This is a genomic window from Bartonella sp. AP58NXGY (assembly GCF_042195785.1).
Classification (GTDB): Bacteria; Pseudomonadota; Alphaproteobacteria; order Rhizobiales; family Rhizobiaceae; genus Bartonella.
The window spans coordinates 1-12,683 of record NZ_JBHIOY010000020.1 but is presented as its reverse complement, the minus strand read 5'-3'; the positions used below and the strand labels follow the sequence as shown (position 1 = coordinate 12,683).

The 12,683-nt window shown below is 35.7% G+C and carries 8 protein-coding genes; 6 read left to right on the top strand and 2 right to left on the bottom strand.

The features are described from left to right. A partial coding sequence (locus tag ACFINC_RS08715) for a ShlB/FhaC/HecB family hemolysin secretion/activation protein (protein ID WP_375616951.1) occupies nucleotides 1-1,535 on the bottom strand: 1,535 nt, incomplete at its 3' end. Nucleotides 1,536-2,350: 815 nt separating this feature from the next. Between ACFINC_RS08715 and ACFINC_RS08710 the strand changes: the two genes are divergently transcribed. The 6 genes from ACFINC_RS08710 to ACFINC_RS08685 all read left to right on the top strand — a co-directional run bounded on the left by ACFINC_RS08710 (nucleotide 2,351) and on the right by ACFINC_RS08685 (nucleotide 12,445). Beyond that, nucleotides 2,351-7,309, top strand: a complete 4,959-nt coding sequence (locus tag ACFINC_RS08710; RefSeq protein WP_375616950.1) for a DEAD/DEAH box helicase — start codon at nucleotides 2,351-2,353, stop codon at nucleotides 7,307-7,309. Between the two features lie 1,552 nt (nucleotides 7,310-8,861). After that, nucleotides 8,862-9,629, top strand: coding sequence for a hypothetical protein (locus tag ACFINC_RS08705; RefSeq protein ID WP_375616949.1), 768 nt, complete (start codon nucleotides 8,862-8,864; stop codon nucleotides 9,627-9,629). Between the two features lie 84 nt (nucleotides 9,630-9,713). Continuing rightward, nucleotides 9,714-10,403 (top strand): hypothetical protein, encoded by a 690-nt coding sequence (locus tag ACFINC_RS08700; protein WP_375616948.1) that lies wholly within the window; start codon nucleotides 9,714-9,716, stop codon nucleotides 10,401-10,403. Nucleotides 10,404-10,501: 98 nt separating this feature from the next. Then, nucleotides 10,502-11,281: a hypothetical protein gene (locus ACFINC_RS08695; RefSeq protein WP_375616947.1), complete on the top strand. Its 780-nt coding sequence runs from the start codon at nucleotides 10,502-10,504 to the stop codon at nucleotides 11,279-11,281. A 488-nt stretch (nucleotides 11,282-11,769) separates the two neighbouring features. Next, nucleotides 11,770-12,120 carry a type II toxin-antitoxin system RelE/ParE family toxin gene (locus ACFINC_RS08690; RefSeq protein WP_375616946.1) on the top strand — a complete coding sequence of 117 codons (351 nt, stop codon included), beginning with the start codon at nucleotides 11,770-11,772 and terminating at the stop codon, nucleotides 12,118-12,120. Nucleotide 12,121: 1 nt separating this feature from the next. Next, the gene (locus ACFINC_RS08685) at nucleotides 12,122-12,445 is read left to right on the top strand and encodes a helix-turn-helix domain-containing protein (protein ID WP_015856199.1); all 324 of its coding nucleotides are present in this window, start codon (nucleotides 12,122-12,124) and stop codon (nucleotides 12,443-12,445) included. Here ACFINC_RS08685 and ACFINC_RS08680 read toward each other — a convergent pair. After that, on the bottom strand, nucleotides 12,442-12,683 hold a 242-nt coding region (locus ACFINC_RS08680), incomplete at its 5' end, for a hypothetical protein (RefSeq protein WP_375616952.1). The genes ACFINC_RS08685 and ACFINC_RS08680 overlap by 4 nt on opposite strands.

The window sequence follows — 12,683 nt, the reverse complement described above, 5'->3', positions numbered from 1 at the left end:
AGCAACAAATCATTCCGGCTAAAAAAACCGTTATTGCCAAAAAGCAAACTCTCACGCGTGCCACGAACATTGGAAGCACCCCCCAACGAAATCTGTTCAGCTCCCAATAAATTATGCGGTGAATATTGACCACTCAAAAGATTGCTCAGTATAAAGTCCAAGCCCCCTATCTTAAAAGGCGTCATGACACTAAGCGTACCGGTAAATTTGGCAAATTGTGGCTCCGCATCCCCTGCTCCTGGCGCATGTTTCTTTACTGAATGAAACAAGGGAAGACCTTGCAAATAACTCACATCAAAGGTCCAAGTCCCCCCCAACATCTGGCGCGAATGCGAAATGCCAAAATTGGCGACGCTATATTGACGGCTGCCCACTTCAATCTTATTGCCAAGAAGGTAATTGTTGGTTCTTTTATAAGAAAGACCTAAATTCAAAGTTGTAAGGGAAACACTATCACGGTAAAGAACCCTGCTTGTACTGGCGTGCAACTCACTGGAATCCCCCGTCGTCTCAATATCGGTAAAATTGCCAGGGATTATGCTTTGGTAATTATAAACAGTGCCATTCAATCCAAAGGTCCAATAACCATATGGAATACTCACACTCGCTGAAATGTTATTGCTATGTCCTTCTTGCTTGCTCCCACCCCAATAATCGGGCTCACTGCGTTGATAGTTAAAATCCCACGCATCATTCATCCCTAAAATATTTTCTACCCTCAAGCCCGCACTATAACGCGCATAACCCGTGGAAGATTGTCCCATATTGTCATGAGAAACAGTAACCTTGAACGTTTTATCGGGATGATTGTTAATATTGACAATGGTGCTGCCTTCTTCACGCCCTGGAAGAAGTTCGCTTTGAGCGTGCGCTGAACTCAAACGATTGATCTGATCAAGCCCCTGTTCAATATCGCGCATGTTCAGAACATGACCTTGAAGCCCAGGAAAAGCACTCCATACAACATTATTATAACGAGACGTCGGTGAACCATTATAGTAAATCTCTGAAAGCTTGCCCTCAATGACAACAAATTTGAGCGTCTTGCTGTTTTTAATATCTTGATCAGGAATGTAAAAACGCGCCGTTACATAGCCTTGATCCAAATAAACTTTGGTTAACTTCTTGATTAAAAGCTGGATATCAAAAAGACCAATACATCTTCCAACATAAGGCTCTGTTACGGCTGATATAAAGCGCTTTTTGACATGATGCACTCCCTCAACAACAACAGCATGAATTGGAAAACATTGCTTCCCACCCAAAAGCATTTCTGGATTTTGCTCTGAAGGCGTCTTGATCCTTTTAGGCGTTAAAGACCGTAAATTCTCAATTCTTTCTAATTGCTGCTTCTCAGATTGTTGGCGAGAAAAATTATCTGTTGGGGAATGAAAAATAGCTGAGGAGCGCGCATAAACATTTACACCTGTAAACAAGCCAAAGAAAACAAAAATGGCACGAAAAATTCTCAAAAGAGAACTTTGGCGTAAAAATATCAATAACAATACAGATTGCCCCCGCTTTGCATTATTCATGAAGCACTCTTTAAAAGAACTTCATGGAACCTCTAACAAGTCCACTCAAAACAGCCACTGCCCTATGACGCTTTTAACAAAAGCACATGCCTCTGTAACCAAAAAAGTGACACCCAAAACTGCTTTATTTTACAAAAAACGCTTTATTTGAATTGCTGAAGATCTCTCCCCCACATTTATATGAGAAAACCTCTAAACAAAACTGTTTAGCCCGTCAATGGTTAATACATCAATATCCCCATAAATATAAAGGATAAGTTTGCTCAACCATATCCCCTTGCATTCATAGAGTGAACCTTCAAAAGACGCCTAATCTATGAGTTTTAGGGGTTTTGAGTATTTTGAGGGTTCCTTTTACCCCCCTTTATATATTTTTTTCAATCGAAAAATAAAAGTCATTATATTTCAATAGGTTAATATTTTAAACAAACAACCTATATTAAACACAACACGTAAATACAATCTATGATATATATTTAAAGGAGTTTTGAAGGTATTTTGAGGGTTTTAAACACCTTCAAAACCTATCTATAAACTTATCAAAATACTCATTCTGATATATTAAAGCCCATAGTACATTTATCTTGATTAACCCGTGAAATGAATAGCAAATTTCACTACTTTGCTGATCTTATTCCATGTCATGGGCTGTTGATAAGCAGCCTTAAAGACCCCTTTTGAAAAAAATATCGGCTTTTTTTAGCAGTTTTTTCCCTTTTTTATCGTTATTTGCTTTAAATGCATTTAATTAAATTCATTTTGATTCTTTTGATGATTATTAATCATCTCATAAGGCAAGGGATTTTTATTACAATATGCTGCAATCTATTAAGTCTGATAATGAACAATTCACTTTACGCTCCCTTTTACAATCCTATCGTGAACAGACAACTTCAAATACTCTACGAGGGAAAGTGTTTGAAGATTTTGTGACAAAATATCTTATGTATGACCCTCTCCACTATGGGCGATATGAAAAAGTTGAGAGCTATTATGAATGGGCTAAAGAGCGTGAAGGTTGGAATAAAAATGATATCGGCATTGATCTGGTTGCCAAGCTTCGCAATCAAGAGGGCTATGTGGCTATTCAATGTAAGTTTTATCAAGCAGACCATCAGATCAGTAAAAAGGATATTGATAGCTTTATCGCGGCATCTGGAAAAGACATCTTTAAATATCGACTTCTCGTTGACAGCACAGAAGTGGAATTAAGTGACAATGTGAATGCCATGATTAAAGGACAAGCGATACCCGTTTATCGCATTGACCTTCGTCATATGGAAAACAGTCGGATAGATTGGCAAATATTTGCAACGAAAAAAGAAGTTGTTCTGAAATCAACAAAAGAGCCTCGTCCCCATCAAGAAGAAGCCATCAAGAAAGTCTGTGAAGGTTTACAAGAAGCAGACCGTGGCAAGCTGATTATGGCATGTGGAACGGGCAAAACTTTCACCAGTTTGAAGATAGCAGAAACCCTTGCTGGGAAAGGCAAGCGTGTTTTGTTTCTGGTGCCTTCTCTGGCTTTAGTCTCACAAACAATCCGTGAATGGACAGCCGATGCACAAATCCCGTTGCGTTCTTTTGCTGTGTGTTCGGATACGAAAGTAGGTAAGCGTCGTAAAAATCAAGATGATATTATAGGCATGGAAACATCAGATCTTGTTCTCCCTGCTACCACGGATGCTCAAGCCCTTGCCAAAGAAGCGCGTGAAAACCTAACAGATGCAATGACGGTGGTCTTTTCAACCTATCATTCTATCCAAGTGATTTCGGATGCACAAAAAAAGTATGATTTACCCGAATTTGATCTGATCATCTGTGATGAAGCGCATAGAACGACAGGGGCTTCATTGGGAAGTGAAGACAATGAATCCGAATTTATCAAGGTTCACGATAACAGCATCATTCGAGGCAAAAAACGTCTGTATATGACAGCAACGCCTAAAATCTTTAGTGACACTGCTAAAAGGCGGGCGGATGAGATTAATGCTGTTTTGGCATCTATGGATGATGAAACCCTTTTTGGAAAACAACTTCATCATTATACCTTCGCGGAAGCTGTCGATAATGAACTGTTAACTCCTTACAAGATTGTGGTCTTGGGTATTAATGAAACCTATATCACACCAGCCATACAGGAGATTATTGCCAATGAAAACCGTGAAATTGATTTAGATGATGCGGCAAAAATTATTGGCTGTTATAGAGCCCTTACCAAAATAGATAAGCAAGCCGCTGTTGATGATGATGATACAGAGCCCATGCAATGTGCTTTAGCTTTTTGCAAAGATATCAACACCTCTCAATATATAACAAAGCTTTTCAATAAAATTATCAAATCTCATATTGATGATTTCCTTCAAACCGTTCCCTTTCTAAACTGTGAAGTAAGACATATTGACGGAACGCAAAGCGTCAAAAAACGCAATGAGGAATTGGATTGGCTTAAAGAAGATGCGGGTCAAAATGTTTGTCGGATCTTAAGCAATGTTCGGTGTCTTTCAGAAGGGATTGATGTCCCTGCTCTTGATGCCATCATGTTTTTACACCCGCGTAATAGCCAAGTGGATGTGATACAGGCGGTAGGGCGTGTGATGCGCCGTGCTCCAAATAAAAAAACGGGCTATATCATTTTACCTATTATCATTCCTTCACACTTAGAAGCCAAAAAGGCTTTAAAAAACAATAAGAGATACCGTGTTGTTTGGCAAGTTTTGCATGCTTTACATTCTCATGATGAAAGGCTTGCTCGGACAATTAATCAGATGTCTTTAGGACAAGATAGCAGCCATACGATTGAGATTATAGAGATTAAGCGTGCCAATGAATTAAAAGAGCTTACCACAACGGTTGATGAGATCTCGATACCATCCAAAACAGAAAGTTCTGGACGTGTCATTGGAACAGCAGAAAGCAAATCTCAATCGGTATCTGGAGGACAAGGAGACTTATTCCCCCGTTCTGAATTTTTTGATTTTGTCAAAGCCATTTTTCTGGATAGTTTTAAAATCACGGATTATTGGGGCATTTGGGCGAACAATGTTGCTGAGATTGCTCAAAACCATATCAATCATCTTAAAGATATGATTTCCGATGAAAAGAGTGAAGCCTTTCACGCCTTTGATGCATTCCATAAGGAATTAAAGAACAACGTCAACAGTGAAATCAAGCAAGAGGAAGCGATTGAGATGTTAGCGCAACATCTTGTCACGCGTCCCGTGTTTGAAGCTTTATTTTACGGTAATGAATTTGTACAGAACAATGCCATTTCGCAAGCCATGGATAAGATCTTAACGGAACTGGATAAAACAAATATCGAAGAGAAAACGAAAGATCTTGATCAATTTTACAAAAGTGTCATGTTCTGTACAGCAGGGATTACAGAAACTCATGCAAAACAGAATCTTATTATCAAGCTTTATGAAAGTTTTTTTGCCAAGGCATTTAAGAAAACCACGGATAAGCTTGGAATTGTTTACACGCCCGTTGAGGTTGTTGATTTTATCATTCATTCCGTTAATGATGTTTTAGAGCAAGAGTTTGGAAAAAGCTTGGGATCACGGGGTGTCTCTATCCTTGATCCTTTCACCGGAACGGGTACTTTTATCACGCGGCTGTTACAATCTAAACTGATCAAACCAGAGGATATGGAATACAAATTCCGTCATGATATCCATGCCAATGAGATTGTTCTCTTAGCCTATTACATAGCAGCGATTAACATTGAATCGACGTATCATAGTCTTATGAAAGGAGAGTATATTCCTTTTAAACATATTGGCTTAACCGATACGTTTCGGATGCTTGAAGAGAAGAACTTACTACAGGAATTGTTTAAAGAAAACAGTGAATATTTAGAACATCAAAAGAAGATGAATATTGAAGTTATCTTTGGAAATCCTCCTTATTCAACAGGTCAAAAAAGTGCTAATGATAATGCAAAGAATACACCTTATCCGATATTAGATGACCGCATTCGTGAAACTTATGCCGCTCAGTCAAATGCAAATCTTATACGAAATCTATATGATAATTATATTCGTGCCATTCGCTGGGCTAGTGATCGTATTGATAATGCTGGAGTAATCGGTTTTGTTTCTGGTTCTGGTTACATAGAAAAGTCTACAATGGATGGTTTACGAAAATCTTTAGCCAAAGAATTTAGCAGTATTTACGTACTCAATTTACGAGGAGATCTTCGCAAAAATATGTTAAGCAATGGAGTTGCTCAAGAAGGTGAAAATGTTTTCGGCAATGGAAGTATGACTGGTATTGCTGTAACCTTGTTTATCAAAAATCCCAATGCTATTGGACCTTGTAAAATTTACTATCATGATATTGGTAATAATCGTACGATAAAAGAAAAACTTACAGCTCTGGAATGTTTTGGTAGTGTTGGTGGCATTACGGATAAAAAGGGCTGGCAAGTAATTGCACCAGATAAGCATGGTGATTGGATACATCAACGTGATGAGAGTTTCGAAACATTCCTAGCTTTAGGAGATAAGAAAGGACATAATAAAAAGCTCTTTAAAACGTTTTCTTGTGGTATCTCAACTAGCCGTGATGCGTGGGCATATAACTCAAGCCGTGAAGCTTTAGCTAAAAATATGCGTAATATGATTAATTTTTATAATAGTGAAGTGAAACGTTTTAATGATATTTATCACACTGACTGTAAAACACGTACAAAAATTGTAGATAATTTTGTAAATTCAGATGCTAAAAAAATCAGTTGGAGTCGTTCTCTTAAACAACAATTAATTAGTGGAAAGATTTTCGAATTTGAAGATAAATACCTTATTCAAAGCCTCTATCGCCCTTTTACACAACAGTGGCTTTATTACAATCGCATTTTTAATGAGAGAGTTTTACAATTCTCTATAGGGAAAGCGGTAAAAAATAAGGTAATACAAGTTACAGGCGTAGGAGCAAGAAGTGGATTTTCTGTTTTGATGAGTAAGGATTTACCTAACCTTCACGCAATAGATACAGGTCAATGCTTTCCAAGATACTTTTATGAAGATATTACCTCCTTAAAATCTAAAGATAATAACCAGTCACATTTATTTACGAATTCTATAGAAAAAAGCAACAATGCTGATTTACAACGCCGTGATGCCATTACAGATGCGGGATTAGCACATTTTAAAGCAGCTTATCCTAATGAAACCATAACAAAAGATGATCTATTCTATTATGTTTACGGTCTTTTGCATTCGGAAGATTATCGCGCCCGTTATGCTGATAATTTATGCAAAGAATTGCCTCGTATCCCTTGTGTAAAGAGTGCTGATGATTTTTGGAAGTTTGTAACAGCAGGGCGTGAACTGGGTCATTTGCACGTAAACTATGAAACTGTAGAGCCGTATCCAGTGACCTTTAAAAAGGGTAATCCAAAAGTTACAGAGATCTCTAATCCAGAAAAGTTTTATTATGTAACTGAAATGAAATTCGCAAAAATTAAGGATAGTAAAGAAAAGGATAAAACCACTGTTATTTATAATAGCAATATCATCATGACAGATATCCCTCTTGAAGCTTATGCGTATATCGTTAATGGCAAGCCTGCTCTTGAATGGGTTATGGGGCGTCAATGTGTAAAGATTGATAAAAAGAGTGGCATTGTTAATGATGCTAATCGCTATGCTGTTGAAACCGTTGGCAACCCTGCCTACCCTCTAGAGTTATTTCAAAAGGTTATTACCGTAAGTTTAGAAACAATGAAAATCGTAAAAAAACTACCAAAATTGGAAATAAGAGAAACTGAATAACTTATAAAGCATGCTCACATAATGGGTATGATAAACTCATAAGGGGTATAAGGTTTTATACCTATAGGTTCTTATATCCCTTTTATAAATTGCTGACATACAATCTTTAAAAGGATAATTTATCATGCGTTATTTAAAAAGAAGAAACTTGCACTTTTAGATACTCTTATTTACATTGCCTTTAAAAGATTAAACCGTAATCTAAAATGATAGCTTTATTGTTATCAGAAGCTTTATTTAAAGAGGGTTATGTATATTCATTTTCTTATATTACTTATAGGTTTTGAATGTTTCTACCCCCCCCCCAAAAAAAAAACTACAAAACATAGAGCATTAGTTGAATTTACAGGTTGTATTTTGATATAGGTTGTTTTTTTGAAAAATTGATAAAAAATAACATATTGAAATATAATGACTTTTATTTTTTATTGAAAAATATGTAAAGGGGGGCGTAAAAAGCACCTCCAAAACTCATAACCATAATGGTCTTGATAGCATTTATTATGATTATAATCCCTTTCTTTTGAAAGGCTTTAAAAGATCACATACTCTCATAAGACATGTTTTAATCATTCACTAAATGATCACTTTTGTCGATTCAATGTACTGACATAAACTGACAAATATATATTTACAGTTGTATTTATTTGTTATGGCTGTTTTAATAAGTTGTATTTTGAAAAAATCATAAAACTTAACTTATTGAAATATAATGATTTTAATTTTCTATCATTTAAAAAAAATGATATAGGTTCTAAAAAGAACTGACAAGACTGACAAAAGTTTATTAAAAGGGATTTTGCTCATCTCTATAATGATCAGTTTCTATTGAGATGTTTTCATAAGTGTTTTCATAATGGTCTATAAATCACAATTATCATATATCCTATTTATCATTTCTCTTATGAAACTGAAAAATGATGCCATGGCTATAAAGAACATAACAGCTATAGAGAAAGCAAAAATGCAAATGAAAGCATTTGTTATAAAGACAGTCCCTATAAAGGCTGTTAAGTCTAAAATGTGTTATTAAAAGAAATTAACAGAAATCTTAAAAGCCATTTAGTGAAAAAATTGATAGGTTATAAAGTTTAAAATACGCATTATGAGAGCGTTTCTAAATATTATAAATGTATAGATTCAGAAAATAACGCAATCGTTTCATAAAACCTATAATATAGCTTTAAAAGCACATAAATATAAAAGAAGCAATTAATAAGCATAAGATATTATCAATACACAACGTATTAAAAAAAATACAAAAAAGATAAAATATTGTTTGACAATAAATACGTATTTTGTTATATAAATAATCAAGTGATAGAAACACTTAGTGATTAGCGGATAGGTTACGAAACAGCCTCTCCCATGCCTTTAAAATACTGACTTTCTTTTATGCTTTTGTTAGTATATGAGAATTTTGTCGGGTGTGGTTATGCCATACAATACCCTTTCAAGGGGAAAGCATACAGCGGACTAATCACCGTGTTTCTAGCGCCCGACGCCCATTAGGGGGTCAATAGAAACCTTTTATGATTAGAAAGAATTTAAAATGACAAATTCAAACACCTCCCCCGTTATCTCTTCTATTTCAAATGAAACCGCGCTTGCTAATCAACAAGAGCCTGCAAAAAAATACGAATTTATTGATGATTGTGAATATATCGATGGTCATTTCTTAACTCGAATTAGAGCCTTAAGAGATTTTGATGATGTGAAAAAAGGTGACCTCGGTGGCTATATTGAAAGTGAAGATAATCTCTCTCATGAAGGTAATTGCTGGGTGTATAATAAAGCTCGGGTCTTTCAAAATGCACGCGTCTTTGGAAATGCTAAAGTAAAAAGCTTTTTTGTTGATGTCTATGGTAATGCGCAAATTTATGGGAATGCTATTTTTGAAGGTATGACATTAAAGGACAATGCAAAACTTTCAGGCAATGCGCATGCTAACAACGCCGTTGTAATTGAAGGCAATGCACAAATTTATGATAACGCCCGTGTCACTGATCACGCTCATATTTCCGATAATGCTGTCATTTGTGATGATGCTCATGTCGGAGGCAATGCAAAAATAAGTGGCTCTGCTTACATTTGTGATGAATCACGTGTTTTTGATGATGCCGTTATTTGTGATGCTCTTATCTCTGGTTCTTCATATATTCATAGCAATGCCTCTTTAACAGCTAATGAAGATATCTGTGATGATGCATATCCTGAGTTTGGTAGCGAAGATGATTATTATCGTCATGAGTATTATGCTGATTTTGAAGGGTATTATGACGATGATAATGACAGCGAATATGAAAGTGATGCTGCGTAAATGACACGCGCGGGCGCGGCGGGGGCGCCCTCCTTCTAAATATTTCATTTTAAAAATTTAAATCTCTATAAAGGAATTGTGCTCATGCAAAAGAAGTTTGCACTCACAAATGAAACGCGTGTAATTAATAATCATACCCTTTATCGCATTAAAGCATTAAAAGACTTTGCTGATGTTAAGGCTGGTGCCTTGGGGGGCTTTATTGAAAAGGAAGATAACCTTTCTCATGATGGCAATTGCTGGGTTTATGATAATGCTTGTGTTGTAAAATCTGGTCGTGTTTATGAAAATGCAAGGGTATATGGCAATGCTGCCATTGGTGGTTTTGTTTATGGCAATGCGCATGTATATGATAAAACCCGCGTGTATTTTGGAGCTCATGTTTATGATAATGCGCATCTTTCTGATAAGGTGTGGGTTTATCAATATGCAAGGGTTTATGGGAATGCAAAATTAACAGGAAGTGCACGCATTTATAGCAAAGCTGAGGTTTATGATCATGCTGTTGTAAGTAGCTCTTCAAAAATTTATGGCAAGGTTTATGGCAATGCTAGCGTGGGTGGGTATGTTAAGGTCTATGGTTCTGTTTATGGGAATGCAAAAGTGACTGGTTATCACACCATTAGAGGTTTGGTACATGGCAATGCAAGGTTAAAAAGAGATGGTTATTCATATGTCAAACAAAACTTTTATTATGCATATGGAATTCCTGAAGATTGTGAAATTTATGAAAACGATACCGTTGTAAAGATTATTGAAAATAACGCTGCGTAAAGACGCGCGGGCGCGGCGGGGGCGCCTGCTTTCCAACCCAATTTTTCCATTTCAAATTTTATCAAATGTTTATCACATTAAATTGTGAGGGTATCTCTATGTGCAAAAAATACGAATTAACCAGTGAAATCAAAAAAATCAAACATGCTCTTACTCGAAATATTATAAACCTTTATCGCATTAAAGCTTTAAAAGATTTTGATGATGTAAAGGCGGGGTCTTTAGGCGGCTTTATTGAAAAGGAAGTTAACCTATCCCATGATGGTAATTGCTGGGTGTATGATGAGGCTTGTGTCTATGGTCATGCAAGAGTGTATGAAAATGCAAAAATACGCCATTTTTCTCAAGTCTGTGGTCAAGTTTATGGCAATGCTGAGGTCTATGGAAAAGCTTTTATCTCTCAATATGCTAAAGTTTATGACCATGCTTTTGTCTATGGCAATGCTCATGTTTATGGCAATATTTATGGTAATGCTCATGTGAATGGTAGTGCCCGCGTTCTTGCTGATGCTCATATTTATGACCATGCGCATGTTTCTTATGATGCTACGGTTTTTAGTTATGCACGCGTTTATGGTCATGCCAAGGTTTCTGGCTTGGCTTGTATTTATAGCCATGCAAAAATTTATAATTATGCTGTTATTAATGGTCGTGCAAAAATTTATGGCAAGGTTTATGGGAATGCTTGTGTGAGTGGCTCTTGTGAGATTTATGGCTCTGTTTATGGCAATGCAAAAATCTCATATTGTGCAACGATCTGGGGGCGTGCTTATGGCAATGCAAAAATCAATAAAAAAAGCAAAGTAAGGTTGGTTCCAAAAAATTGTGAGGTTTATGAAAGGGATAATGTTGTCAATATAACTGATAAAACAGAATAAAAACACGCATGGGGCGTGCATTCTTTATGGTTATAAACGCATATAAAATGCATTGCTATAAACATATCATAAAAGAGAGAGTAAAATAAAAAAAAGCCGTGCCAATTAATATGACGCGGCTTTCAAATGTCTATTCTAATGATTAAAATGAATCAACCACAATGGAGTAATGAATGCATATATACAAAACGTATCATATTGCAAGCGCTCTATTAGAGATATGAAAACGTATCAAACAAATCAAAACGCTCGGTAGCTTTAACAATCCAATCAAAAGCAAATGCATATTCAATAAATATCTGTAAAAAACGTTCTTTTTACATTTGGAAGCGTTGGTTTTTACAAAGCAGCTTTTCATAAAACAAATAAACAATTATGGTTTTTTGTTACCATTTTTATCAAGTCAATTTTATTAATAATAGTTATTAAAAAATCACAAAATTAGAATAACCACTTGAAAATATACCCATATGGGTATATTAATAATCATGAGTAAAATAAAACGTATCATATGGCTTGGTTCTTCACTCAAAGATATAAAAAGTCTTCCTGATCTTATTCAACAAAGGATTGGTTATGCTCTTTATCTTGCTCAGATAGGAGATAGAGGAGAAAATGTTAAGGTTCTCAAGGGGTTCGGATCTGCCAATGTTCTAGAAATTATTGAACGCGATATTCAAGGAACTTATCGCGCTGTTTATACGATACAATATAAAAAATCTCTTTATGTGTTGCATTGTTTTCAGAAAAAATCGACCCGTGGCATTGCAACAGCAAAACCAGACATTAATCTGATTAAAGAACGTCTCAAGTTAGCAGAACAATTAGAAGGGAATTAAAATGATCAATGTTTTTCACGGTAGTTCCAATGTTTATGCGGATCTTGGCTTTTCAGATTCCAGAGAAATGCTTATCAAAGCGCAACTTGCTCATAAGATTAGTCAAATTCTGAAAGAAAAGAACTTAACACAAAAACAGGCTAGTCAACTTTTGAAAATGACTCAACCAAAACTGTCTAAACTCTTAAGTGGAGAATTTCGAGGAATTAGTGAAATGAAAATGCTTGAGTGTTTGGCAAAATTGGGAAACGATATAAAGATTATTGTTAATCCGAAAGAAGTTAAAACGCTTGAAGGACATTTTGAAGTTGTTTTTTCTTCTTAAACTTCTTTATGATTAGCTTTTTTGGATCTATTCATGCATGGCAATCTTATATAAAAAATAGTCAAATGAATCACGTATAAAAGTGTGGATTCTTGAGTGGATTCATATAAAATAATTACAAACAAACTATTGACTTTATTGTATTTTTGTTTATAATGTCCTTCAACAAGCGTGACCATCCGACGACCGTTTTCAACATCAATGCCCTTCTCATCACTGTAATAATCAAGATCATTAT

Coding starts and splice junctions, on each gene's coding strand:
- ACFINC_RS08685 (WP_015856199.1), top strand. CDS start 12,122: ATGATCAATGTTTTTCACGGTAGTTCCAATGTTTATGCGGATCTTGGC.
- ACFINC_RS08710 (WP_375616950.1), top strand. CDS start 2,351: ATGCTGCAATCTATTAAGTCTGATAATGAACAATTCACTTTACGCTCC.
- ACFINC_RS08695 (WP_375616947.1), top strand. CDS start 10,502: ATGTGCAAAAAATACGAATTAACCAGTGAAATCAAAAAAATCAAACAT.
- ACFINC_RS08700 (WP_375616948.1), top strand. CDS start 9,714: ATGCAAAAGAAGTTTGCACTCACAAATGAAACGCGTGTAATTAATAAT.
- ACFINC_RS08705 (WP_375616949.1), top strand. CDS start 8,862: ATGACAAATTCAAACACCTCCCCCGTTATCTCTTCTATTTCAAATGAA.
- ACFINC_RS08690 (WP_375616946.1), top strand. CDS start 11,770: ATGAGTAAAATAAAACGTATCATATGGCTTGGTTCTTCACTCAAAGAT.